This is a genomic window from Kitasatospora griseola, assembly GCF_044999035.1.
In the GTDB taxonomy this organism is placed as follows: domain Bacteria; phylum Actinomycetota; class Actinomycetes; order Streptomycetales; family Streptomycetaceae; genus Kitasatospora; species Kitasatospora griseola.
This window is the reverse complement of sequence record NZ_CP173360.1, coordinates 565,882-588,063: the sequence shown is the minus strand read 5'-3', so window position 1 is coordinate 588,063 and position 22,182 is coordinate 565,882. Positions and strand designations below refer to the sequence as shown.

Below are 22,182 nucleotides of genomic sequence, written 5' to 3'. Positions count from 1 at the left end.
GGCGTGCGGGGGCGTGCCGGCGGGCGCGGAGCGCACGGAAGCGGCCGCCGTCCGGGGCTGGGTTTCCGGATGTGGCGGCCGCTTCGAGATCGTCGTGTTCGGCGTTCGGCGTTGCCGGGAACGTCGGTGGTTCTCAGTACTGGGGCCGACGGCCGTGGTTCGCCTTGTGCCTGGCGCGGGCCTTCTTCTTGCGGCGTCGCTTGGACGACATGGCCACACTCTCCTCTCCCGACGGTGGACAACGGCCCCCCGTCCACGGTGCGCCCGCCGCCGCGATGCTGCCAGCCGACACCGGGGACGCCGGGTGACCGGGCCGACACGCCCGGCGACGGCCGGGTGCCGGGGCGGGTCGGGACGCACCATGGAGACGAGGGGGGCAGCACTTTCGCGGGAGGCGAGATGTCGCACCACACGCACGGGACCCATGACGCACCGGCCGACGAGTGGCCGCCCACCGAGACTCCGGAGGCCCGGATGACCGCCGAGGGTTCGCCGCCGCCGGACGAGAGCGAGAAGACCGCGGCGGACGGCCCGGAGTTCGCCGTCCCGGTCTCCTCGCCGCCGGAACCCGAGGAGGACTGACCGTCGGAGCCCGCGAGCACCGCCGCACGCGGTTCGGCCATCGGATCCCGGTTACACGACGGGCACACCCGTGCGACCGCGAGGAGGAGCCGATGACCGTGATCTCCCGTCTGCCCGGAGCCACCGAGGAGCAGTGGGACTGGCAGCTGCGGGGCGCCTGCCGGGCCGCCGACTCCCGGCTGTTCTTCCATCCGCCCGGCGAGCGGGGCCAGGCCCACGAGGACCGTGACCGCGCCGCGAAGGCGGTCTGCGCCCGCTGCCCCGTCCGGGAGCGCTGCCTGCGCCACGCGCTCGCCGCCCGGGAACGCTACGGGGTGTGGGGCGGCCGCACGGAGGAGGAGCGGCAGCACATCCTGCGCCGGCGGCGCCGCAACCGCGGCAGGTGAGGCGCCCGGCACGAAGGCGGCCCCCGAGGTTCGGGGGCCGCCTTCGCGTCGAGCGTCGGCGACGCTACGCGCGCAGACGGGCGACGTCGATCTCCGCCCAGATGGACTTGCCCTGGGCGTGCAGGTCGGCGCCCCAGCGGTCGGCGGTGTGCTGGACGATGTACAGGCCGTGACCGCCGGGGAGGCCGGGGCGGTGCGGGGTGCGCAGCGCGGGCAGCACGGCGGACGCGTCGGAGACCTCGATCCGCAGGCGGGCCGGGGTGGCGTCCAGGACGAGTTCGAGCGGGCCGCCGGCGTGCAGCATCGCGTTGCCGACGAGTTCGGCGACCAGCAGCACGACGTCCTCGCCGAGGTCGGCGTCGGGCGGGGTGGACCACGACCAGTCGCCGAGCGCCTCGGCGGTGAACGCGCGGGCCCGGGCCACCGGCCGGGCGACGCCCGCCAGCCGCAGCCGACGGCGCTGGCCGCCGGGGGGCGGGGCCGCGCCGGCGTCCGGGCGGTCGCCGTCCAGGGTTCCCCGACTGGGCGTCACGGGCGGGTTCCCTTCGGTCTCGACGGCAGGCACACGGGTCGGTTTCCCGGCCGTGCCGGGATTATGCCCGGTACGGCGGACGGTGCGCGGACGGAGGGTCTCACCGGTCGGCGTCGAGAGCCGCACCCACCGTGTCGTGGATGGTGAACACGGCTTTCGCGCCGGTCAGTTCGAGTAGGTGCCGGACCGGCCCGGAGAGTGCGGCCAGGCGGAACGACAGCTCGGTGTCGGCCGCCGCCATCCGGGTCTGCAGCAGCAGGTTGAGCCCGGACGAGTCGCAGAAGTCGACCCGTTCGAGGTCGACCACCAACGCCCGGGGGCGCTGGGCCAGCAAGCGGTCCAGCGCCTCCCGGGCGGGCTGCAGGGTCTCGATGTCCAGATCGCCCGACAGGGTGCACACCGCCGCGTTCTCCGGCGTGTGCCGCACCTCGACTGCCAGGGGGGCCACGGGCATGTTCTCGGCTGGCATCCTCGTCCTGTTCCCTCGACCGACCTGGCTCGACCTTACGCACGGCGGGCGCGGCGGTCGAGGCCGGGTGCCCGGTGCGACGGATCCCCGGGGCGCCGGCTGCTCCGAGAGTGACGCAGCGTCAGATGCCCGGGCCGTCGGGAGGCCCGGGATCTGATGGTCCGTCAGGTCAGGTCGTCGGCCAGGCCGGTGCGCAGTTCGGCCAGGGTGCGGGACAGCAGCCGGGACACGTGCATCTGGGACAGGCCGAGGCGGGCGCCGATCTGCGACTGGGTGAGGTCCTCGGTGAACCGCAGGGAGAGGATCAGCCGTTCGCGCTCGGGGAGTCGGGCGATCAGCGGCTTCAGTGCGACCAGGTTCTCCACCAGCCCGTAGCCGCCGTCGACCCGGCCGAGCCGGTCGGCGGGCTGCTGCCCGTCGCTCTCGCCGGGGGCGGTCAGGTCGAGCGAGCCGGCGGTGTGGGCGTTGGCGGCGGCCAGGCCCTCGACCACCTGCTCCTCGGGCAGCGACAGGTGCGCGGCGAGGTCGGCGACGGTCGGTTCGCGGTCCAGTGTCTGCGCCAGCGCGTCCTGCGCCTTCGCCAGGTCGAGGCGCAACTCCTGGAGCCGGCGCGGCACGTGCACCGACCAGGTGGTGTCGCGGAAGTGGCGGCGTATCTCGCCGACGATGGTGGGTACCGCGTACGTGGTGAACTCCACGCCGAGGTCGGGGTCGAAGCGGTCGATGGCCTTGATCAGGCCGACCGAGCCGACCTGGAGCAGGTCCTCGTACGGCTCCTTGGTGCGGCCGAAGCGGCGGATGGCGAACCGGACCAGGGTCAGGTTCAGTTCGATCAGCGTGCTGCGGACGTAGCTGAACTCGCGGGTGCCCTCCTCCAGGCCCGCCAGGCGGCGCAGCAGGACGCGGGTCAGTTCGCGGGCGTCCGCGGGGGCGGCGTGGGTCGGGTCCGCGAGCGCGTCCAGGGCGGACCCGTTGACCGGGGGCGTTCCGATCGGCTCGGAGGTCGCCCCGGCGGGTGCGGACAGGAGAAGTTCATCAGTGGGCACAGGCATGCCTTTCCTTTCCTCGTCTCCGGCCGGTCCGTCCCCGGGTACCCGATCGTCGGCGGGTCATGCCTGGCAGACGTGTGAAGTTTCGGTGAGCGCACCGTTCCGGGCGCGGCTTCGAGACGTGGGCGCATGGCGGCCGGCGGACGGGGCAGGCGCAGGTGCGGACGCGGACCGCAGTCGGGCGGCCGCACCCGGTGAGGAGGAGAACCCCCATGGGACGGATCGAGGAATCCGTGGAGATCGACGCTCCGATCGAGGCGGTCTACCGCGCCTGGACCGACCGCGCGTCGCTGCCCGCCTGCATGCGCGGCGGCGCGGGCCGCGGCGCCGCCGCGACCGAGGTGGTGCCGCAGGACCGGATCGCCTGGAGCGGCGGCGAGGACCGGCCCGGGCACTCCGGGGTGGTGACGTTCCACCGCGTCGGGGCCGCCGACGAGGACGGCACCCGGGTGATGCTGCAGCTGGACACCGAGCCGCACGGCCTGTGGGACCACCTGGTGGAGGGGCTGGGATTCACCGACCGGCGCGTCATCGACGAACTCGCCGCGTTGAAGGCGGACGTCGAGCGCGGCGGCCCGGGCCCGGCCGCCTGAGCGGGCGGCCGGGGCGGTGGCGCTCGGGCGGTGTCGGCCGGGCGGTGTTGGGCGGGCGGTTCCGGCCGGGCGGTGGCGCTCAGCGGCGGGCGAGTCGCCGTTCGCCGCCCGCGCCGGTGGCGTAGTCGAGGTTGTAGTGCGCGAACACCTCGGGCTCCATCTCGGCGGCCAGCACCCCGTCGGGGTCGATGGACGGCGCGTCCTTCACGGCGTTGCGGTCGAACGGGACCCGCACGTAGCCCGGCCCGACCACCGCGTCCGCGACCGGTACGAACACCAGGCGGCGTTTGCTGAACATCGGGCCGACCGTGACGGTGGCGAAGGACGGCAGGTCGGTGGCGGTGTCGACGTAGATGTTCTCCAGGGAGCCGATCTTCTTGCTGTCCTGGTCGACCACGTCGTGGCCGCGCCACTCGCGGATGTCGGCGATCGAGATCATTGACGGCCTCCCGGCTGGACGGTCCGCCGGCCGCACGGCCCGACGGCGGTGCGGCCCCGTGGCGGGGCGGGGGGATTCCCCGACCCGTCCATGGTCAGCGACGGTGGTCGGACCCGCCCGTCCGCGCCGCCGGGTCCGGCGGGAGCAGCAGGCCGGCCAGCTCGTCGAGCAGCTCGCCGACCCGGCGGGCCTGCTCCGGGTCGGGGACGGCGCCGGCGATGACCGGCTCGGCGGGGCGGGCGACCCGGGCCCTGATGTAGCGGCGGGCGGTCTCGGAGGCGCTCAGCAGGGTGCGGCGGCCGTCCGCGGGGTCGGGCGCGGCGTCCAGCAGGCCGCGTTCGCGCAGGCGGGCGACCGAGGTGGAGACGTGGCTCTGGGCAAAGCCGGTGCGGGCCCGGATGTCCTGCACGGAGGTGTCCGGGTGCCGGTACACGTCGGCGATCACCGCGATCTCGCCGGGGGAGAGGGTCGCCGAGGCGTGGTCGGTGACCATCTCCCGGCCGAGCTCCGTCAGTCGCTTGCCGAGTCTCAGCAGTCGTACGCCGTCCATGCCCGGCAGAATACATCTTCACAGATGCATCGGTGGCGATGTAGTTTCTCCGGCATGACGACCCAAGAGCCGGCCGGGCCCGGGCTGCCCGCCGCCGAGCAGTTGAGCCCCGTGTCCCGCACCGCCCTCGCCGTGGCCCGCGGCCGCGCCTACGAGAGCGCCCAGATCGACCCGCTGTTCGTCGACCCCTACGCGCTCGCCTTCGTCACCGCCGCCGGGCAGCCGCCGCGCCCCACCGGCAAACCGCTCGGGCCGCTCGCCGCCCGCCTGCTCATGCACGGCATCCTGCGCACCCGCCACTACGACGACCGGCTGCTCGCCGCGGGCGCCCGCCAGGTCGTCCTGCTCGCCGCCGGACTCGACACCCGCGCCCACCGGCTGCCCTGGCCCGGCGGCACCCGCCTGTTCGAGATCGACCTGCCGCCCGTCCTCGCCTTCAAGGACCAGGTCCTCGCCGCGCACGACGCCCGGCCCCGGTGCACGCGCACCGCGTTGCCCGCCGACCTCACCGACCCCGACTGGCCCGATCGGCTCCGGGCCGCCGGCTTCGATCCCGGGCAGCCCACCGCCTGGCTCGCCGAAGGGCTGCTGGTCTACCTGGAGGCCGACCAGGCCGCTCGACTGCTCACCACCGTCGGCGAGTTGTCCGCACCCGGCAGCCGCCTGCTGGTCGAGCAGGGCCGCGACACCAGCCGCACCCCCGTCGAGGAGGGCCTCACCGAGATGACCTCCCTGTGGCGCGGCGGCCTCGGCCCCGGCACCGCCGACTGGCTCGACGCCCACGGCTGGACCACCCGCTTCACCTCGCTCGACGAACTCGCCGCCACCCACGGCCGCACCCTGCCGCCCGCCTCCGGCACCGTCACCAACGGCTTCCTGGAAGCCGTGCGGAGCTGACCGTCGCCCCGCCCGGTCACCGTCGGACCGCCCGGTCGCAGTCGCCCCGCCCGGTGACCGCCGCCCCGCCCGGTCGCCGTCGGACCGGTGACCGGGCGGCTGCCGCGGCGGAGTCGAGTCGGCTCAGGAGGTCGCGGTGCACACCGGCGTCGCGGCCGCCGCCGCCGAGGCGTCCGTGCGGGTCGCCTGGACGCCGAACGTGGTGGACGCCGCCGGGGCCAGCACCCCGTTGTACGCCAGGCTGCGCGCCGTCACGGTCTGCCCGCCGCGGGTCACGTCCGCGCTCCAACTCCCGCTGATCTGCAGGCCGGTGGGCCACGTCCAGACCACCTGCCAGCCCTTGGTCGCGGCCGTGCCGGTGTTGGTGACCGTCACCGTCGCGGTCAGGCCGCTGCCCCAGTCGTTCAGGCTGATCGCCGCCGTACACCCGGCACTGCCCCCGCCGCCCGCCGAGGTGGTCGCGGTGACCGACGCCGACGCCGCCGACACATTGCCCGCCGCGTCCTTCGCCCGGACCGTGTAGCTGTACGCCGTCGCCGCGCCCAACCCGCCGTCGGTGTACGAGGTCCCGGCCACCGACGCGACCTTCGACCCGCCCCGGTACACCTCGTACCCCGTCACCCCGGTGTCGTCGGTGGACGCCGCCCAGGACAGCGACACACTGCTCGCCGTGACACCCGTCACCGCCAACCCGCCCGGCACGGAAGGCGGTTGGGTGTCGCCCGGACCGCCGCCGCCCGGACCGCCGCCGAAGCCCGGGGACTTCACCGACGCCAGGTAGCCGTCCTTCACCGTGTTCACGGTCGTCCAGTCGTCGTTCAGAATGCCGCCCGTGTCACCCGAGTTCGGGTTCCACGACCAGAACGTCCACTGGAACGAGTCCGCGCCCGCCGTCGCCGTCGGTCGCAGGTACTGCACCAGCGCCCGCAACCAGGTCTGGTCGGTGGCGGACTGCAGCGTGGTGCCGAACTCGCCGACCCACACCGGCGCGAGGTTCTGATTGAACAGGTAGCCCCAGTTCTTGTCCCAGATGCCCGGCATGTTCGCCGGGAAGCTCGGGTCGGAGAACCAGGACTGCTGCGCCACACTGGTTGCGTAGTCGTGCGCCGAGTACACCACCCTTCCGGCGACGCTCAGTTGGACCGGATACTGGCCCGCGCCCTGCAGGTTGCCGCCCCACCAGTACGAGGAGCCGTTGAAGGACTGCACGCCCTCCACGAAGATCAGCAGCTTCGAATTGGCCGACAGCACCGCCTCGCCGCCGCGCTGCGCCGCCAGCCGCCAGTCGGTGGCCTGGTCGCCGCAGCCCCAACAGGCCGGGTCGTGCGGCTCGTTGTGCAGATCGATGCCGACCACCGCGGAGTTCCCCGCGTACCGGGCGGCGATCGACCTCAGGTTCGCCAGCCAGGTCGACTCCGGCACCGAGGAGGTGTACCAGAGCGCCGACTGGCCGCCGGAGTCCGGGCGGTGCCGGTCCAGGATCACCTTCATGCCCACGGTGCCCGCGTAGTCGACCAGTTTGTCCATCACGCCGAGCGAGTTCAGGCCGACCAGGTCGGCGTTCATCCCGCCCGAGGTGTTCAGGCTGGTCGGGGTGGTGCCCTTGAAGATGTCGTCGCTGTACGGCAGCCGGATGGTGTTGTACCCCAGCGACTTCATCTGGTCGATCATCGACCGGTAGTCGCGGCTCCACAGGCCGTGGGCCACGTAGTTGGAGGTCTCGAAGCCGAACCAGTTGATGCCGGCGATCCGGACCGGGTTCCCGGCCTCGTCCAGGATCCTCCGGCCGCTGGTGTGCCAGAAACCGGCGCCCGCCGTGACGGTGGCGGACGCCGCAGGTTCGGCCGAGGAGGTCGGGGAGGCGGGCGCCGGAGGGGCGGCGGGCGCGGGAGTGGCGGCGGCGAAGGTGGCCGCGAGCAGCGCGGCCAGCGCGGCGGCCGAGGCCGCCGGCCGGCGCGGCAGGTGCCGGGGCAACGGGAGTCGCATGGTCTCGTTCCTCTCTGGACGCGGATGGGGGCGTCCGACAGGGGTGGGGGAGCGCTCCGACAAGGGCCCTTGGGGATACCGGACATGACGCCAGACGCGGTCCGGCGGTGTCAATAGCGTTGGGAGCGCTCCCACTTGAGGTGCGGAGAGTCCGCCCGCGCGCTGAAACGTACATCGCCCGGCCGCGACACCCCCGGGGCCGGTCCGCATTGACGCGGGGCCGGTCACGGTGATGGAGTCCAGACCGGTCCTGTGCGTTCGCCCTGATGGGAGGCTGGTTTCGATGGCGGGTCGGTCGATCACCGTGGTCGGGGAGTGCGTCGCCGACGCGTTCGTGGAGCCCGGTGCGGCGCGGCCGGGGGAGCTGGCGCTGCGGGTGCTGCCCGGCGGGGGCCCGGCGAACACCGCCGTGGCGCTGGCCCGCCTGGGCACGCCGACGCGGTTCCTCGGACGGATCTCCGGCGACCCGTTCGGCGAACTGTTCCGCGCCCACCTGGCCGGCTCCGGCGTGGAGCTGTCGGGCGCCGTGCGAGCCGCCGAACCGAGCACCCTGGCGCTGGCCGCGCTCGACGGCGACGGCCACGCCGACTACTCCTTCCACGCCGAAGGCACCGCCGACTGGCAGTGGACCGAACGGGAGCTGGCGGCGGCGCGCGCCGACGGGTCGGTGTGCGTGCACACCGGCTCGCTGGCCCTGGTCCGCGAGCCCGGCGGACCGCGGATCGAGGACCTGCTGGCCGACGTGCGGGCCGGGGCCACCGTCTCGATCGACCCGAATGTCCGCCCGCTGCTGGTCGAACCGGAGGCCTACCGGCGGCGGCTGCCGCGCTGGTGCGAACTCGCCGACCTGCTGCGACTGAGCGCCGACGACCTGGCGCTGCTGCTCCCCGACACCACGCCCGAGCAGGGCTGCGACCACTTCCACCGGGCCGGCGCCCGACTGGTGGTGATCACCCTGGCCGAACACGGCGCCCTCGCCTCCCTGGACGGCCGGCGGGTCCGGGTGCCCGCGCCGCCGACCCCGGTGGTGGACACCGTCGGCGCGGGCGACTCGTTCACCGCCGGACTGCTCCACTCGCTCGCCGAACAGGGCTTCCTGGGCGGCCGGTTGGACGCGCTGACGGTCGAAGGCCTGGAGCGGGCCTGCGCGTTCGCCGCGCGGGTCGCGGCCCGGACGGTGGCGGTGGCCGGCGCCAACCCGCCGTGGGCCGGGGAGCTCTGAGTCTCTGCCGACGGCCCGTCACCAGGGCAGCGGGCCGTCCTCGTTGAAGAACTGCCCGGTCGGCCCGCCGGCCGGCAGCGTGGCCAGGCGCACCGCGATCACCGCGCCCTGGGCGGAAGTCCGGGTGCCGCGGTGGCCGTTGAGGTCGGTGTCGCAGTAGCCCGGGCAGGCCAGGTTGACCAGGACGCCGGTGCCGGTCAACTCCTTTGCGTACTGAACCGTCACGGCGTTCAGGAAGGTCTTCGACGGCGCGTAGGCGGCCGAGGTCGGCCCGGTGAACGCGTCCGGGTCGGACTGCAGCGCCAACGAGCCCACCCCGCTGGACATGTTGACGATCCGCGGCGCGGCGGAGCGGCGCAGCAGCGGCAGGACCGCGTTGGTCACCCGGATCACCCCCAGCACGTTCGTCTCCACCACCAGCCGCACCTGCGCCGGGTCGACGCCGGTCGGCGCCTGCGGCATGCCGCCCGTCACCGCCGCGTTGTTGACCAGCACGTCGAGCCGCCCGAAGCGCTCCGCGAGCAGCTCCGCGGCGGCCGTCGCGGAGTCGTCGTCGGTGACGTCGAGCGGGACGGCGAACGCGTCCACGCCGCGGGCGCGCAGCGTCCGCACCGCCTCCTCGCGGCGCTGCCCGTCCCTGGCGCCCACGCCGACCTGCCAGCCCAACTTGCCGAGTCCCGCCGCGATCTCGTACCCGATGCCCTTGTTCGCGCCGGTCACCAGCGCCACGGTGGGTCCGTTCGTGTTCTCGTTCATGGCCACCATGCTGCGGGCCGGCCCGGCCGGGTGGCCAAGACCGATCCGGTGGCCCGGCGATACCGTGCGGGTATCGCCGTAGGCTGGGGCGGGTGGAGACCAGGGAACTGCACTACTTCGTCGCCGTGGCCGAGGAGTTGAACTTCGGACGGGCGGCCCGGCGGCTCGGCATGGCGCAGCCGCCGCTGTCGCGGGCGATCGCCCAGCTGGAACGGCGGCTCGGCACCGTCCTGCTGGAACGCGACAGCCGCGGCGTGACGCTGACCGGCGCCGGACACGTGCTGCTGCGCGAGGGCCGCACCGTGCTGGCGGCCGTGGCCGCCGCCGAGGCCCGCACCCGGCGGGCCGGGCAGCCGCCCGGCCTGGTCCTCGCGGCGAAGGCCGGCGCCTCCACCGGACTGCTGGCGGCCCTGCTCGACGCGTACGCCGCCGGGCCGGATCCGGTGCCGGTGGACCTGCGGCTGTGCCGGTTCGGCGAGCAGGAACGCCTGCTGCGTGAGGGCGCGGTGGACGCGGCGCTACTGCACCTGCCGTTCGACTCCACCGCCGGCCTCGACACCGAGGAGCTGCACACCGAGGGCCAGGTCGCCCTCCTGCCCGCCGGCCATCCGCTGGCCGCCCGCACCGCGCTGCGACTCGCCGAGCTCACCGCCCTGCCGGACCTGCCCGCACCGCGCTTCCCGCGCCGCGACGGCAGTTACCCCGACGGCCCCGGCCCCGAGATCCGCGACCACGCCCAGCTCAGCGAGCTGGTCGCCCTCGGCCGGATGTACGCCGTCCTGCCCGACTCCTCCCGCACCCAGCTGCGCCCCGGCGTCACCGCCGTCCCCGTGCCCGACGCCCGGCCCGTCACCTCCGTGCTGGCCTGGGACCCGGCCGCCCGCTCCCGCCCACTGGCCGGGCTGGTGCGGGCGGCGATCGAGGTGTTCGGGGCCGGGACGAACTCCGGCTCTACGCAGGTGAGTTGAACAACGTTCAGGTGGTCTGGGTGAGTTCGGCAACTGGCGTGGAGCAAGCGGGTGTCGGGTGGTCGCCCGGGTTGGCATCGGCCTCGAAGGGCGCGTGAGCGTCGGCCGGGGTGGTGCCGTGCAGGCCGACATGTTGCCGAAGGGGGCAGCGGAGCTGTTGTGGGCCGGGCAGTTGTGCCTCGGCGATGCCTGCCATTGGTCTGGGTGAGTTGGGCAATTGGCGTGGAGCAAACGGGTGTTGGATGGTTGCCCGGGTTGGCATCGGCGTCGAGGGGCGTGTGAGCGTCGGCCGGGGTGGTGCCGTGCAGGCCGACATGTTGCCGAAGGGGGCAGCGGAGCTGTTGTGGGCCGGGCAGTTGTGCCTCGGCGATGCCTGCCATTGGTCTGGGTGAGTTGGGCAACTGGCGTGGAGCAAGCGGGTGTTGGGTGGCCGCCCGGGTTGGCATGGGCGTCGAGGGGCGTGTGAGCGTCGGCCGGGGTGGTGCCGTGCAGGCCGACATGTTGCCGAAGGGGACAGCGGAGCTGTTGCGGGCCGGGCAGTCGTGCCTCGGCGACGCCCGCCATCGCGCCGGTCGGCAGGGTTCGGCGGCGGACGGTGTCGGCTGTCCTCGGCTCGGTGTTCCCGTTCGAGAACGTGCTGAGCCCCGCCCGGCGAGACCGCACGGGGTACGCCGACAGGGCGTCAACTGGCCACCGGATCACCGGCGGTGGGCGGCTGCCAGGTGTAGATGGGGGCCGAACGGTCGAGCAGGACACGGGTGGGTAGGCGTCCGGCGAGGGCGAGGACGCCGTCGCGCAGTAGGGCGACCGGGCGGGAGCGGACGGCGACCAGGCGGCCCACGGTGTGCGAGCCCGCCACGATCCGGGAGGTGCGGGGCAGGCGGGCGGCGGAGTAGGCGTCGAGGGCGGCGGACGGGTCCGACGACTCGTGCGGGGCGGGAAGTGCGGCGGCCAGGACCACCGCGTCCTCGACGGCCTGGCAGGCGCCCTGCCCCTGGAACGGCGACATGGCGTGCGCGGCGTCGCCGAGCAGCGCGACCCGGCCGCGGTGGAACGTCGGCAGCGGGTCGGTGAGCGCCCAGACGTCGTTCCGCAGCACCCGGGCGGCGTCGGCGCCCCGCAGCAGTTCCGGCAGCGGGGCGCACCAACTGCGGTACCGGCGAAGCATTTCGGCGTGCTCGTCGCCGTCGGCGGCGCGCTGCCCGGCCGGCGCGAGGGCGGCCCCGTACACGTACACCCGTCCGGCGGCGAGCGGCACGATGCCGGCGAGCGCGCCGCGTCCCCAGATCTCGCCGACGGCGGCGGGCGGGTGCTCGGGGTGGTCGACGACGGTCCGCCAGGTGGTGAACCCCGAGTAGCGGGGCCCGGGGTGGTGCGGGAAGAGCCGGGCCCGAGTGGCCGAGCGGATGCCGTCCGCCGCGACCACGAGGGACGCCTCGCACCGGCCGTCCGGGGTGTCGACCCGGGCCGGGGCGTGGGCGTCGCCGGGGTCGTGCAGGGCGGCCGGCGAGTCGGTGCGGACGGTCCCGGGTGGGAGGGCGTCGACCAGCGCGGCGATCAGTTCGGCCCGTGCGACCGCCAGCACCGGATCGCCGAAGTGCCGCTGCACCGCCTCGGTGTCCGTCCGGGCCAGCCACCGTCCGGACGGGCGTCGCAGGCCCACGGCCGGGTGCCGCACCGCGAGGCCGCGCAGGCGTCCGCCGACGCCCAGAACGTCCAACGCCCGCAACGCGTTCGGCGCCAACGCCAGCCCCGCGCCGACCGGTTCGAGGCTCGCGGCCCGCTCGTGCACGGTGACCTGGACGCCCCGCCGATGCAGGGCGAGGGCGGCGGCGAGGCCGCCGATGCCACCGCCGATCACGATCGCCGGGCGGCTGTCAGGGGTGGAGGGCATGGCGGAGCTCCGATCGACCGATTCGACTACAGGTGTAGTTCGGCTTGCTGGGGCCGAGCGTACTACGGATGTAGTTCCGGTGGGTCGGGTTCCTTCACGCGCCGTCGACTGCGCGCCGTCGGCTGCGGGCCGTCGGGTGGGGGCCGTCAGGCGGAGGGTGCGACGGCCGAGCGGATGGCCCGGAGGGCGGACTCGGGGGTCCAGCGGGCGGCGGCGCCCGGACGGGTGGCCAGGTAGTTCGCGGCTCGGGCGGCGCTCCAGCCGTGGGCCTCGGCGAGGCCGGCGGCCATGGTGGCGAGGTAGGCGGCGGAGGGCGGGTTGAGATCGGCGTCGGCGAGCGTCCCGGGGGCGGTGAAGGTGAGCACGGGGATGCCGTCGAGGCCGCCGAGACGGAGCAGGGTCTCGTAGCGCCCGGGGCCCACTCGGTCGCGGCCGGTGGTCAGGACCCGAGTCAGGTCGAGGTCGGCGGAGGGCTCGCGGTACATCTCCTGGGCGGCGATGTCGGCGAACTGCCCGGCGGTGAGGAGGTAGGCCCGGGCCGGCAGGTCGCCGCCCGGAGCGGGGTCGTAGAAGGCCGTGCCGCCGGTCCAGGTGGAGGATTCGAGGGCGAAGTACAGGGTTCCCGACAGCAGGATCGGCAGCGTCCGCTCCGGTGGCGTGCGGTCGCGGCAGCCCGAGTAGCTGCGGGCGGCGCCGACCGGACGGCCGCCGGAGAGGTAGCGGGCGAGGCGGCCGGCGTGCATGTTCGACCCGTACGCCGCGTACCACACCGGGCCGCCGGGGGCGCTCGGGCCGGACAGCGGCGACGGTCGGCGGGCCGACGGCAGGGACTCGGCGCGTGGCGGCCGGGACTCGTTCATGTGGCAGAAGGTAGCGGCGACCTGACGGACCGTGGCTGCTCGACGGGCCGATGGCGCGGCGCGGTTTGGGGGAAGCGGCCGGAGCGCGGGATGATCTCGCCATGACTCTGGCACGACCGACCCGGATTGCCGATGCCGCTGTCGCCGTGATCGCGGAGCGCGGCCTGCGCGGGCTGACGCACCGGGCGGTCGACGAGGCGGCCGGGCTCCCCGTGGGATCGACGTCCAACCTGGCGCGGACGCGGTCGGCGCTGCTGGAGGTCGCCCTGACCCGGATCGCCGAGGTCGAGGCGGCCGGGATGGTCGGGGACGTGCTGACCCGGCCGGTCGGGGACGGCGCGGCGGCGCGACGCCTGCTGGTGGCGGTGGTCGCGGACGGGCTGGAGCACGCGTTGACGGCGGGCCGGGCGCTGACGGTGGCCCGGATCGAACTGGCCCTGGAGGCCGCCCGGCGCCCCGAACTCCGGGCCGTCTACGACCGGTTGGGGGCCGGCTTCGTGGACGTGGCCGTCCACCTGCTGCGCGCCTGCGGCTCGACCGACCCGGCCGCGGACGCCCGGCGACTGGTGCGCTGGTGCGACGGCGTCCTGTTCAACGGGACGGCGGGCGGCGGGCACGCGAACCCGCCGGGCCGCGCCGAACTGGCGGCGGACGCCGACCGGTACCTGACCGCCCTCCTCGACGGCTGAGCACCGACGGTGCTCGAACTGTCCGAAGGCTCCTGGTGGGACTGGGACGTGGTCTCCTGGGACCCGTCCCGCCTGATCCTGGGCGCCGGCCACGACCTGACGTACCACCACCTCCTCGAACTTCACTTCGAAGAACCGGAGTTGGTGGCCTGCCCCGCCTTCTTCCAGGACCCGGTGTTCCGCGCTCCGACGCCCGCCGGGACGACCGGCGTCCGCGACCGACTCGGCACCGCCCCACCCGTCCTGATCGCCTTCACCGCCGACGCGGGCGGCCCCGAACCGGCCGAGGGCCTGATTGCGGCGGGCCGGCTGCGGGTCGTCGAAGGCCTGGTATACCGGTACTGGCGTGGGGAGTTGGGCCCTGGCGAACGCCTCGCACCGTGGGTGCGGCGGCCGGAGTGACAGCGCGGTCGGCGATCGAGCGCGCCGGGCTTCGGGGGATACTGAGGGCATGGAACTGCGTGGAGCCGAGGTCGTACTGCGGCCGGTCGCCGTCGGCGACGAGGAAGTCCTCGACCGGATCGTCCGGGAGCCGGAGGTCGCCGCATGGTGGTCGCCCCCGGACGACTTCCAGCGCATGCTCGCCGTCGTCCTCCAGGGCGAAGTCATCGGAGCGATCCAGTACCAGGAGGAGACCGACCCCGAGTTCCGGCACGCCGGCCTCGACGTCTTCCTGACCGCACGCCACCACGGAAAGGGACTCGGCACCGACGCCGTACGGACCCTCGCCCGCTGGCTGGTGCACGACCGCGGCCACCACCGCCTGACCATCGACCCCGCCGCGGCCAACACCGCGGCGATCCGCAGCTACCGCAAGGTCGGCTTCCAACCCGTCGGAATCATGCGGTCCTACTGGCGCGACCACCGGACGGGCACCTGGCAGGACGGACTGCTCATGGACCTGCTCGCCGAGGAACTCACCTGACCTGACCTGACCCGATCGGCCTGCGCCGGGCCGCTCCTCGGTGGTCGCGCCCGCGCCGGTCAGCCTTCGGCGTCGAACCAGTCCTTGCCGGCCGTCCAGTGGGCGACCCAGCCGGCGAAGCCCGGAGCGGCCGTGGTCCCGCCGAAGGCGTCGCCGAACGGGGAGGCGCCCTCGCCGGTCACGAGCCAGATGTGGCCGCGGTGTTCGCCGGTGACGACCAGGTGCCAGTACATGCCGCAACCGTCGGTGCCGAGCACGATCGAACCGTCGTTGAACACCGGCTCGATCGCCTCGTCGAGCTCCTCCTCCGGGGTGTCCTCGTCGTCCTCCCACAACCACGTCCCGGTCAGCGGGAACGGCCAGCCGAGCACCCGCTCGGGCCGGCCGCCACCCCAGTCCTTCGGCAACTCGGCCAGCGGCACCAGCCCGTAGGTCGGCGGGCCTTCGGCCGAGCCGTCGGCGATCTCGGCGACGAACGTCCGATAGGGCTCCGGCAGGACGACACCGTGCTGCGCCTCGAAGGCGTGCACCCCCGCCCAGCCGAGAGCGGCGCCGTCGGCGGAGGCAGAGGCGAAGGCTTTGCGGAGAGCGGCGAGTTCGGCCGCGTCGGGATGTTCCGTATGCACGGGGCATGTCTAGCAGCAGGGGCGGACACACCAGACCCGCGGGGCCTGCCGAGGCTGCGTCAGAACGGCGGCTCGTCGCGGTATCCGGCGGCGTGATCGCCCGTCGCCCAGGAACTCGCCGACCGGCCGGCGAGGCTCGGGGTTGCGGCGAACACGAAGACGCGCCCGAGAACGGTGAATTCGATCACGCCGCAGCCGGCGGTCGGACAGGGCTGTGCGGAACGTGACGAGGCGCGGTGCGGCGGTGGCCGGTGCGCCGACCGCCGGGCAACGGCCGTGCGGGCCCGGGTCGGTGGAGCGAGCGTCAGCCGGTGGCGCGGGAGAGGGGCGGGGCGATGGCCTGGACGTCGGCGTTCTGGCCGACCCACAGGCCGATGAAGAGGGCCGCGGTGGCCTCCAGGAGGTGCGCGCGGGCGAGGGGGCCGGCGTGGACGGGAGTGCAGCCGAGGTCGCGGACCAGGGTGGCGGCGTGCGCGAGGGCGTCCGGATTGTCGCCGCAGAGCGGGACGGCGAGGGGGCGGCCGTCGAAGACCGGGGGCTGCAGGCGCCAGACGTCCTCGTGGCAGAGGTTGAACGCCTTCACCACTCGGGCGCCGGGTGCCGCGTCCGCCAACTGCTGGGCAGCGGACGGCCCTTGTTCGGTGAGCAGCCGGAAGCCCGGGCTGACCGGGTTGGTGCAGTCGATCAGCGTGCGGCAGTCCAGCGCATCGCGCAGCGTGCTGACCACCTCGGCGCCCGCGCCGTACGGCAGTGCCACCAGCACCACCTCGCCGGCCTCCGCCGCCGAACGCAGACCGGCCGGGCGGGCGCCGTGGCCGATCCGGTCGGCGAGGCGGCGGGCCCTGGCCGCGTCCCGGCCGCCGACAGTGACGCGGTGCCCGGCGCGGGCCCAGCGGGTGGCGAGGGCGTCGGCCATGCGGCCGGTGCCGAGAACGCCGATGGTGAGCGGTTCGGTCATCAAGGGGCTCCACTCCGTGCGGGGTCCGATCGATCTCCTTCGACAGTAGGGAGCCGGTCGGGCACCATTCGGTACGTGACGACCGACGCCTTCCTCGCCGACTGCCGAGCCCGGCTCGCCTTCGACCTGCTCTCCAACACCTGGAACGCCGTACTGATCTGGGCGCTGCGCGACGGCCCGCGCCGCCCCGTCGAACTGCGGGAGCGGATCGGCGGCATCAGCTCGAAGGTCCTGACCGAGACGCTGCGCCGCCTGCAGTACCACGGCCTGGTCGAACGTCGCCCGCAGGCCGCGACCGGCGTGGAGTACGCGCTGACCGCGCTCGGCCGCACCCTGCTGGCGCCGATCGACGCCTTCGGAGCCTGGGCGTTCGAGCACGGGGACCAGGTGATGGCGGCCCAGGAGGCGGCGGACGCGGCGGCTGCGGAGGACCGGTCGTGAACGAGGCGCAGCCGGGGCCGGCCGAGATCGCCGGGTGGTTGGAGGCCGTCGCCGAGGGGCGGGTGGACCGGGACACGGCGGACCGGTGGGCGGCGAGATGGGTGCTGGACGACACGCTGAGGTGGGACGAGGTGTCCTGGTGGGCGCTGGGCCTGCTGCACGGCATCGATCTGCGCTCCGGACCGGGCGAGCCGTACCTGCACGACGATGAGCAAGTGGGCGAGTGGGTGGCGGAGTTGGCGGATCGCGGAGTCACGGGTAAGGGCACCGGGTGATGGCACTGCCGGGTGGTCCTGGCCGAGTGCGGCAGTCACGGCGCCTGGAAATCGTGCGGATGTTCGGTTGTCGGGGCATGGTGGGACGGCGGCGGGTGCGGTGCTGACCGGCTGGGCCCGGAGCGCCGGAGTCTCCATGAACTCGACGCTCTGGAAGCTCAGTTGGAGCCGGACTGGCGCGGTGGCGAGGATGCTGATGCGCCGTCATGTTCGATGCAGCGCCGGTCGATCGCAAACGATGGTGGACCGAACGACGGAACGCGGACCGGAACGATGGTCCGTCGGAATGGAAAGCCGGCCGGAGCCGCACCATCGGTCTGCCGAACGGTTAGGAATTCGGGCGACCCATCACTCGCTTCGACCGCGGCCGGACCGCTGCCGCAGGGCGCGTCACCCGGCCGGGATCTAGAGGAACCCTCCATGGCACCGCACTTCCGAGGCACCGCGTTGCTCGCGGCCGCCGCCATCACTCTGCTCGCCGCCCCCTCCGCCGCCGCCCTCGGCACCCCGGCCAGGCCCTCCGAGTCCGCCCCCACCGGCACCACGGCCGCCGCCCCGGGCGGGACGTCGGCGGCGAAGCCGGCCGGAAGCACCTCGAACGCGAAGCCCGCCGGCACCACGTCGGGCGCACCGACCGGGGCGAACCCGGGCGCCGACACCGGCATCATGGTGCCCGGCACCTCGTTCTCGCTCGGCGATGTCGCCACCCCGGGCGGCGCCCCGCTGGCGGAGGACGTCGCGACGCCCGGCGGTGTCCCGCTGGCGGGGGAGGTCGTCACGCCCGGCGGTGTCCCGCTGCCCGCCGATGGCGCCGCGCCCGGGGGCACTCCGGCCACGGGTGGTGTGCCCAGCGGCCAGGACGACGACTCGTATCCGACGCTCCGGCCGGTGGACAAGGTCTACCCCGCGTTGCCGCCGCCCGGGCGGCTCGTCCACGGCGAGCCGGTCGAGCGCGTCGTCCGCTGACGCGTCGTCCACCTGCGCCTCCGGCGCACCCCGTGGTGTGTCGTCCGCCCGCCACCATGCTGTCCGCGTCGGTGGTCGGGCGGACTCCGGTGTGCGCCCCCGCTCGTGATCTGCGGCTGCGGGGCCGAGGCGGGACGGTCCGGTTCTGCCGCGCGGTGCCCACAGGCGGCGCTACGGTTCGCTCGTGACGCGGCCGCGAGGAGAGCAGGCACCAGTGGGGGACGAATTGAACATGGCATCGGACGGCTTCCCCGTCCCGGATCTCGCGGCGATGCTCGGCCAGGCGGTGCCCTTCGACCGGAGCCGCTGGATGCCCCTGCTGCCGGACGCCACCTGGTGGCCGACCGGCCTGGACGACTGCCCGCAGGCGGGGCACTGGCCACGTGTCGACCGGCGCGCCGTGTTCTCGCTCGCCCGCCGTGCCGGGACGGTCGAGGCCAACCGGCAGCTGCTGGTCGCCGCACTCGTGTGGGGTTCGGGCACCAAGGCCCGTGAGGTGAAGCGGCGTGGTCGGATATTCGCCCGCAATTCCGTCGCGGAGCTCGATGCGCGACTCGGGTCGGCGCTGACGGCGCTTCGCGAGGAAGGGGCGGCAGCGGCGTACCGGGCGTTCAACAACGACCACAGGATCCCGTATCTGGGGCCGGCGTTCTTCTCCAAGGTGCTGTACTTCGCCGGTGACGGGGCCGTGGCAGGGCCGCACCGTCCGCTCATTCTGGACCGGGTCGTCTCGATGGCCCTCAGGAGGCTCAGGATCGTAGACGGCAGTTGGCCCCTGTGGGGCTGGACGTCGAGCCAGTATGCGCAATACCTGGGCGCGGTTCACGACCTGGCGCAGGAACGCTCCGTTCGGCCCGACCGGATCGAGGCGGCGCTCTTTCACCTCGGCAGCCGGGACACCCGGAAAGGTCGACCGGGTGCGGCGTGCTGGAGTCCCGCCGTCGGGCCGGTTCCTGCTGCCCGGGTCAGGGGCTGTCGCGCTGCTGGACAGTGAGGCGCTCGGCGGGGAAGAGGTGCCGGCCGGTCAACTGCGGGCGTTCGGTACGGCAGAGGATCAGGATTCTGAGGTCGGGGAGGTCGGCGAGGGGCGTCAGGTCGAGCGAGACGGGGTGGTCCTCGGTGACTTCCAGGGTCAGGAACTCCAGTGCGGGGAAGAAGGTGTCGAGCAGGTCGAGCGGGTAGTCGGTGGGGACCTGGGAGAGGTTCAAGTACCAGACCAGTTCGACCGGTTGAGGGTTCGGGATCGAGGCCAGGTCGGGTGCGGTGATGGTGAGGGCGTCCAGGCCGACCACGGCGCCGAGGACCGAGTGGAGTTCGGCGGGCCGGGTCTCGGCGGGGAGTTCGTGCAGGTACAGGCTGCGGACGGACATGCCGGAGAGGGGGGTCAGGTCGACCAGGTCGGGGCACCGGTAGATCGACAGGCGGTCCAGCGGGCCCCAGTGCCGGAGGAAGGAGAGGTCGGAGAGTCCCCGCATGGACAGGCTCAGTTCCTTCACCTGTGACGCGAGCCGATTCCACAACTCCGGTTCGACGGGCAGCCGGTGGCCCAGCAGGACGCGGCGCAGGGTCGGGTGGCCGAGCAGTTCGGGGATCTGGTCGGACGACGTGATCTGCACCTGGATGCCGGAGAGGTCCGCCCGGGCCACCACCTGTCGGCTGAATTCGTGGATCCCGAAGTGCTGCCACTGGTCGACGACGCCTTCGAGCAGGGTGCGGGTTCCGGGCCTGGCCGACTCCTTCAACCGGGACTTGTCGCCGGCGCCGGGGAGTTCGGCCAGCGTGCCGAGCACGGCGAGCGCTTCGTCCCCGCCGATGAGAGCCAGGACTTCCGGCACGAGCGGGCCTGCGGCGAGCAGGACGTCAGGGTCCTCCTCGGCGAACCGCCGGACGACGGTGGTGAGTTCCTCGCCGACCACGGCCAGCTCGGCGGGAGCGGGTTCGGCGGTGAGGAGCGCCGGAAGGTGCTGGTGGAGGCGGTCCAGGATGGTGCGGCGGACCTTGCCGTCGAGTTCGGGGGCGCTCGGGAGGCAGGTGGCGGCGAGGAGGTGGACGGCGGGGCGGTGGTCGGGCGGGGCGGTGTCGGCGGCGTCCAGGATCGCGGTGAGGAGTTCGGCGCGTTCGCGGCGGCCGCAGTGGCCGACCGTCATGCGGATCACGTCGCCCCACTGCTCGTCGGCGGCGTGGCCGGCCAGCAGGCCGAAGTCGTTCTCCTCGCGGAACTCCATGGCGGCCAGGTAGTCCTGGAAGGTGCGGTGGACGAACTGGAAGGTGTCCGGGCCGGTCTCGGTGATCAGGCCGGTCCGGTTGAGGACGTGCAGGTACGCCCGTTCGGCGCCGGTCCGTCTGGCCAGGCCCGGCAGGTCGCGCAGGGCCTTGCCGATCTGGGCGACCGCGTCGCGCCGTCGGCCTTCCGACTGGTTGTTGCGCACCAGCCAGTGGGCGATCCGGCGGAGCATCGCCAACTGCTCCTCCTCGGACGCCTGCAGCTGCTCCGCGCCCTGCACCCGCCGGCCCTCGTCGCGTTTGACCAGCATCATGGACATCGCGTCGCGGTACAGCGCCATGCGGTGCCGCGGCAGCGCACCGTCCGACTCGCGGTTCAGGGCGCAGATCATCGCGCACAGCAGCGGGCTGTCGGTGAGCTGGGCGATCTCCGGCACGCTGTCCAGGGTGCGGAGGAGATCGGCCTGGTCCTGGTCCATCTCGCGGCGCCAGCGCTGCGCCTCCTCGTCGGTGTGCTGGACGGCCAGGAGTTCCTGCAGCGCGGCCCGGTGCCAGCGTTCGATGAAGTGGCCGCGGTCCCGACGGTTCATCGGGCAGAGCTGCAACTCGTCGAAGCCCAGGTGGCCGAGCCAGCCGTGCGGCACCGCGGACGGGCGGACGGTGGCCAGCGTCCAGGTGTCGGGGTAGTGGTCGAGCAGCCGGTCCAGCCAGCCGAGGGCCTCGTCGCGTTGCTCGCCCGGTACTTCGTCCAGTCCGTCGACGAGCAGCAGGGCGCGTCCGGCGGCCAGCACCCGGTGTGCCCAGCCGGCGGGTTGGCGGTCGGCGCACATGCGGTCGTCGAGGGCGAGGAACTCCTCGGGGCGGGGCGTCATGACGCCCTTGCGGTACAGCTTGCGGAGCTGGAGGACGAGCGGGACGCGGTGGTTGAACTCCTCCAGGCCTTCGCGCAGGGTGCCGTTCATCGCGCCGACGGCCAGCCACTGCACGAGGGTGGTCTTGCCGGAGCCGGCCTCGCCGCGGATCAGGACGCGGCGGCGGCCCGGGAGGACCCGTTCGGCGCGCTGCGGGCCGAGGTCGGGGCCGGTGGTGGTGTCGGTGGAGCGGATCTCCAGGCTCAGGTAGGAGGTGGTGAGGTCCCAGCCGCGGCGGCCGTGGCCGGCGGCCTGACGGAGGCCGAAGATGCGGATCCGGCCGTAGTCCGCCTCGACGGCTCTCGCGTAGTCGCGTTCGAAGTCGCGGTCGGCGAGGTCGGTGGCGGAGATGCCTTCCAGCTCCGGGAGTTCGTCGAGATGGTATTCGAGCGCGGTGCGGAAGCCGGGGTCGCCGAGCAGCGCGCCGGTCGGTACCAGGGCGAACTGGGAGTGCTGCCAGGTGTCCGGCTGCAGGTCCTGGACGGCTATGCCGAGCAGGCGGTCCCGGAACACCACGCCGGCGCCGGACAGGCCCGACCACGGCGAATCGGTGCCGCGCCGGGTGCGAGGCGGGTACTGCTGGACGAGCAGGGCCTGGCGGTCGGCCCGCCGTCCGGTGGCGGGCGCGAGGGTGGCCGGCACCTGGACGGTGTCGAGGCGGCCCTCCTCGTCGCGTCCGACGAGCGGAAAGCCCGTCAGGTGGCAGCCGGGGACGGGGTCGAGCATCCTGACGGCGCCCCAGCGCAGCGGCGCGAAGCGGTTGGCGGGTACCAGGTCGCGGTTGGCGAGCAGCAGCGCGGCGTCGAGGTCGGTGGAGCTCCACACGGTGATGCAGCGTGCCCAGCCGGTGCCGTCCAGGACGGCGGCCTCCGGCGACGACCCGCCGACATGGGCCGCCGTCAGGACCAGCCGCGGACCGAGCAGGATGCCACTGCCCTGGGTGGCGCCGCGGATCGCTGCCACGTGGTGGGTGTGGAGCGCCAAG

The 22,182-nt window shown here is 74.0% G+C and carries 26 protein-coding genes; 13 read left to right on the top strand and 13 right to left on the bottom strand.

The window, feature by feature from the left end; all coding sequences use genetic code 11:
- The first annotated feature begins 399 nt into the window (after nt 1-399).
- A complete protein-coding gene (locus ACI1MP_RS02865; RefSeq protein ID WP_043911770.1) occupies nt 400-582 on the top strand; it encodes a hypothetical protein in 183 nt (60 codons plus the stop codon).
- 92 nt (nt 583-674) lie between these two features.
- The gene (locus tag ACI1MP_RS02860) at nt 675-968 is read left to right on the top strand and encodes a WhiB family transcriptional regulator (protein WP_404867617.1); all 294 of its coding nucleotides are present in this window, start codon (nt 675-677) and stop codon (nt 966-968) included.
- 64 nt (nt 969-1,032) lie between these two features.
- Here the strand turns inward: ACI1MP_RS02860 and ACI1MP_RS02855 are convergent, their stop codons facing one another.
- From ACI1MP_RS02855 to ACI1MP_RS02845, 3 genes are all read right to left on the bottom strand, one after another.
- Nucleotides 1,033-1,500, bottom strand: coding sequence for an ATP-binding protein (locus ACI1MP_RS02855; protein WP_380331645.1), 468 nt, complete (start codon nt 1,498-1,500; stop codon nt 1,033-1,035).
- A 100-nt stretch (nt 1,501-1,600) separates the two neighbouring features.
- The gene (locus ACI1MP_RS02850) at nt 1,601-1,954 is read right to left on the bottom strand and encodes an STAS domain-containing protein (RefSeq protein WP_363474931.1); all 354 of its coding nucleotides are present in this window, start codon (nt 1,952-1,954) and stop codon (nt 1,601-1,603) included.
- 179 nt (nt 1,955-2,133) lie between these two features.
- The gene (locus ACI1MP_RS02845; RefSeq protein WP_380331642.1) at nt 2,134-3,021 is read right to left on the bottom strand and encodes an RNA polymerase sigma factor SigF; all 888 of its coding nucleotides are present in this window, start codon (nt 3,019-3,021) and stop codon (nt 2,134-2,136) included.
- A gap of 209 nt (nt 3,022-3,230) precedes the next feature.
- On the opposite strand from ACI1MP_RS02845, the gene ACI1MP_RS02840 reads away from it, so the two are divergent.
- Complete coding sequence (locus tag ACI1MP_RS02840; protein WP_380331639.1) at nt 3,231-3,611, top strand: hypothetical protein; 381 nt, start codon at nt 3,231-3,233, stop codon at nt 3,609-3,611.
- Between the two features lie 79 nt (nt 3,612-3,690).
- On the opposite strand, the gene ACI1MP_RS02835 is transcribed toward ACI1MP_RS02840, so the two are convergent.
- Together ACI1MP_RS02835 and ACI1MP_RS02830 are read right to left on the bottom strand one after the other, a co-directional pair.
- Nucleotides 3,691-4,050, bottom strand: a complete 360-nt coding sequence (locus ACI1MP_RS02835; protein WP_100584445.1) for a PRC-barrel domain-containing protein — start codon at nt 4,048-4,050, stop codon at nt 3,691-3,693.
- 94 nt (nt 4,051-4,144) lie between these two features.
- Complete coding sequence (locus tag ACI1MP_RS02830) at nt 4,145-4,600, bottom strand: MarR family winged helix-turn-helix transcriptional regulator (RefSeq protein WP_100584444.1); 456 nt, start codon at nt 4,598-4,600, stop codon at nt 4,145-4,147.
- Between the two features lie 54 nt (nt 4,601-4,654).
- Between ACI1MP_RS02830 and ACI1MP_RS02825 the strand changes: the two genes are divergently transcribed.
- The gene (locus ACI1MP_RS02825) at nt 4,655-5,497 is read left to right on the top strand and encodes a class I SAM-dependent methyltransferase (RefSeq protein WP_380331635.1); all 843 of its coding nucleotides are present in this window, start codon (nt 4,655-4,657) and stop codon (nt 5,495-5,497) included.
- A gap of 123 nt (nt 5,498-5,620) precedes the next feature.
- Here the strand turns inward: ACI1MP_RS02825 and ACI1MP_RS02820 are convergent, their stop codons facing one another.
- Nucleotides 5,621-7,483 carry a cellulase family glycosylhydrolase gene (locus tag ACI1MP_RS02820; protein ID WP_404867616.1) on the bottom strand — a complete coding sequence of 621 codons (1,863 nt, stop codon included), beginning with the start codon at nt 7,481-7,483 and terminating at the stop codon, nt 5,621-5,623.
- 283 nt (nt 7,484-7,766) lie between these two features.
- Here ACI1MP_RS02820 and ACI1MP_RS02815 point away from each other — a divergent pair, with 283 nt between their 5' ends.
- A complete protein-coding gene (locus ACI1MP_RS02815) occupies nt 7,767-8,705 on the top strand; it encodes a carbohydrate kinase (protein WP_404867615.1) in 939 nt (312 codons plus the stop codon).
- A gap of 18 nt (nt 8,706-8,723) precedes the next feature.
- Here the strand turns inward: ACI1MP_RS02815 and ACI1MP_RS02810 are convergent, their stop codons facing one another.
- Entirely contained in the window at nt 8,724-9,470 is a 747-nt protein-coding gene (locus ACI1MP_RS02810) for an SDR family oxidoreductase (protein ID WP_404867614.1), read from the bottom strand.
- A gap of 83 nt (nt 9,471-9,553) precedes the next feature.
- Between ACI1MP_RS02810 and ACI1MP_RS02805 the strand changes: the two genes are divergently transcribed.
- Nucleotides 9,554-10,429, top strand: coding sequence for a LysR family transcriptional regulator (locus ACI1MP_RS02805; RefSeq protein WP_380331623.1), 876 nt, complete (start codon nt 9,554-9,556; stop codon nt 10,427-10,429).
- Nucleotides 10,430-11,111: 682 nt separating this feature from the next.
- Here the strand turns inward: ACI1MP_RS02805 and ACI1MP_RS02800 are convergent.
- Nucleotides 11,112-12,323, bottom strand: coding sequence for an FAD-dependent oxidoreductase (locus ACI1MP_RS02800; protein ID WP_404867613.1), 1,212 nt, complete (start codon nt 12,321-12,323; stop codon nt 11,112-11,114).
- A 146-nt stretch (nt 12,324-12,469) separates the two neighbouring features.
- Nucleotides 12,470-13,183: a histone deacetylase gene (locus ACI1MP_RS02795; protein WP_404867612.1), complete on the bottom strand. Its 714-nt coding sequence runs from the start codon at nt 13,181-13,183 to the stop codon at nt 12,470-12,472.
- 101 nt (nt 13,184-13,284) lie between these two features.
- On the opposite strand from ACI1MP_RS02795, the gene ACI1MP_RS02790 reads away from it, so the two are divergent.
- Genes ACI1MP_RS02790 through aac(6') form a run of 3 tightly spaced genes read left to right on the top strand, consistent with a single transcriptional unit; the run spans nt 13,285 to nt 14,797 of the window.
- Nucleotides 13,285-13,872, top strand: a complete 588-nt coding sequence (locus tag ACI1MP_RS02790; protein WP_404867611.1) for a TetR/AcrR family transcriptional regulator — start codon at nt 13,285-13,287, stop codon at nt 13,870-13,872.
- Nucleotides 13,873-13,881: 9 nt separating this feature from the next.
- Complete coding sequence (locus ACI1MP_RS02785) at nt 13,882-14,274, top strand: hypothetical protein (RefSeq protein WP_380331611.1); 393 nt, start codon at nt 13,882-13,884, stop codon at nt 14,272-14,274.
- A 49-nt stretch (nt 14,275-14,323) separates the two neighbouring features.
- A complete protein-coding gene (gene aac(6') / locus ACI1MP_RS02780; protein WP_380331608.1) occupies nt 14,324-14,797 on the top strand; it encodes an aminoglycoside 6'-N-acetyltransferase in 474 nt (157 codons plus the stop codon).
- Nucleotides 14,798-14,856: 59 nt separating this feature from the next.
- On the opposite strand, the gene ACI1MP_RS02775 is transcribed toward aac(6'), so the two are convergent.
- The 3 genes from ACI1MP_RS02775 to ACI1MP_RS02765 form a co-directional block, all read right to left on the bottom strand.
- Entirely contained in the window at nt 14,857-15,423 is a 567-nt protein-coding gene (locus ACI1MP_RS02775; protein WP_404867610.1) for an SMI1/KNR4 family protein, read from the bottom strand.
- Between the two features lie 59 nt (nt 15,424-15,482).
- Nucleotides 15,483-15,611, bottom strand: a complete 129-nt coding sequence (locus ACI1MP_RS02770) for a hypothetical protein (RefSeq protein WP_380331603.1) — start codon at nt 15,609-15,611, stop codon at nt 15,483-15,485.
- Between the two features lie 116 nt (nt 15,612-15,727).
- Nucleotides 15,728-16,381, bottom strand: a complete 654-nt coding sequence (locus tag ACI1MP_RS02765) for an NADPH-dependent F420 reductase (protein WP_404867609.1) — start codon at nt 16,379-16,381, stop codon at nt 15,728-15,730.
- A 75-nt stretch (nt 16,382-16,456) separates the two neighbouring features.
- On the opposite strand from ACI1MP_RS02765, the gene ACI1MP_RS02760 reads away from it, so the two are divergent.
- The 4 genes from ACI1MP_RS02760 to ACI1MP_RS02745 all read left to right on the top strand — a co-directional run bounded on the left by ACI1MP_RS02760 (nt 16,457) and on the right by ACI1MP_RS02745 (nt 19,057).
- On the top strand, nt 16,457-16,822 hold the full coding sequence (locus ACI1MP_RS02760; protein WP_380331597.1) for a winged helix-turn-helix transcriptional regulator: 366 nt from the start codon (nt 16,457-16,459) through the stop codon (nt 16,820-16,822).
- On the top strand, nt 16,819-17,097 hold the full coding sequence (locus ACI1MP_RS02755) for a hypothetical protein (RefSeq protein WP_380331594.1): 279 nt from the start codon (nt 16,819-16,821) through the stop codon (nt 17,095-17,097). Before ACI1MP_RS02760 ends, ACI1MP_RS02755 begins: the two co-directional genes overlap by 4 nt.
- Before the next feature lie 420 nt (nt 17,098-17,517).
- Nucleotides 17,518-18,063: a hypothetical protein gene (locus tag ACI1MP_RS02750; protein WP_380331591.1), complete on the top strand. Its 546-nt coding sequence runs from the start codon at nt 17,518-17,520 to the stop codon at nt 18,061-18,063.
- 214 nt (nt 18,064-18,277) lie between these two features.
- Complete coding sequence (locus ACI1MP_RS02745) at nt 18,278-19,057, top strand: hypothetical protein (RefSeq protein ID WP_404867608.1); 780 nt, start codon at nt 18,278-18,280, stop codon at nt 19,055-19,057.
- Here the strand turns inward: ACI1MP_RS02745 and ACI1MP_RS02740 are convergent.
- A complete protein-coding gene (locus ACI1MP_RS02740) occupies nt 19,029-22,181 on the bottom strand; it encodes an NACHT domain-containing protein (protein WP_404867607.1) in 3,153 nt (1,050 codons plus the stop codon). The genes ACI1MP_RS02745 and ACI1MP_RS02740 overlap by 29 nt on opposite strands.
- Nucleotide 22,182 lies beyond the last annotated feature (1 nt).

Bases quoted from the DNA above. Each gene is read 5' to 3' on its own strand.
- ACI1MP_RS02750 (WP_380331591.1), top strand. From the start codon at position 17,518: ATGGCACCGCACTTCCGAGGCACCGCGTTGCTCGCGGCCGCCGCCATC.
- ACI1MP_RS02865 (WP_043911770.1), top strand. From the start codon at position 400: ATGTCGCACCACACGCACGGGACCCATGACGCACCGGCCGACGAGTGG.
- ACI1MP_RS02810 (WP_404867614.1), bottom strand. From the start codon at position 9,470: ATGGTGGCCATGAACGAGAACACGAACGGACCCACCGTGGCGCTGGTG.
- ACI1MP_RS02830 (WP_100584444.1), bottom strand. From the start codon at position 4,600: ATGGACGGCGTACGACTGCTGAGACTCGGCAAGCGACTGACGGAGCTC.
- ACI1MP_RS02800 (WP_404867613.1), bottom strand. From the start codon at position 12,323: ATGCCCTCCACCCCTGACAGCCGCCCGGCGATCGTGATCGGCGGTGGC.
- ACI1MP_RS02840 (WP_380331639.1), top strand. From the start codon at position 3,231: ATGGGACGGATCGAGGAATCCGTGGAGATCGACGCTCCGATCGAGGCG.
- ACI1MP_RS02815 (WP_404867615.1), top strand. From the start codon at position 7,767: ATGGCGGGTCGGTCGATCACCGTGGTCGGGGAGTGCGTCGCCGACGCG.
- ACI1MP_RS02820 (WP_404867616.1), bottom strand. From the start codon at position 7,483: ATGCGACTCCCGTTGCCCCGGCACCTGCCGCGCCGGCCGGCGGCCTCG.
- ACI1MP_RS02850 (WP_363474931.1), bottom strand. From the start codon at position 1,954: ATGCCCGTGGCCCCCCTGGCAGTCGAGGTGCGGCACACGCCGGAGAAC.
- ACI1MP_RS02795 (WP_404867612.1), bottom strand. From the start codon at position 13,183: ATGAACGAGTCCCGGCCGCCACGCGCCGAGTCCCTGCCGTCGGCCCGC.
- ACI1MP_RS02765 (WP_404867609.1), bottom strand. From the start codon at position 16,381: ATGACCGAACCGCTCACCATCGGCGTTCTCGGCACCGGCCGCATGGCC.
- ACI1MP_RS02860 (WP_404867617.1), top strand. From the start codon at position 675: ATGACCGTGATCTCCCGTCTGCCCGGAGCCACCGAGGAGCAGTGGGAC.
- ACI1MP_RS02825 (WP_380331635.1), top strand. From the start codon at position 4,655: ATGACGACCCAAGAGCCGGCCGGGCCCGGGCTGCCCGCCGCCGAGCAG.
- ACI1MP_RS02835 (WP_100584445.1), bottom strand. From the start codon at position 4,050: ATGATCTCGATCGCCGACATCCGCGAGTGGCGCGGCCACGACGTGGTC.
- ACI1MP_RS02790 (WP_404867611.1), top strand. From the start codon at position 13,285: ATGACTCTGGCACGACCGACCCGGATTGCCGATGCCGCTGTCGCCGTG.
- ACI1MP_RS02845 (WP_380331642.1), bottom strand. From the start codon at position 3,021: ATGCCTGTGCCCACTGATGAACTTCTCCTGTCCGCACCCGCCGGGGCG.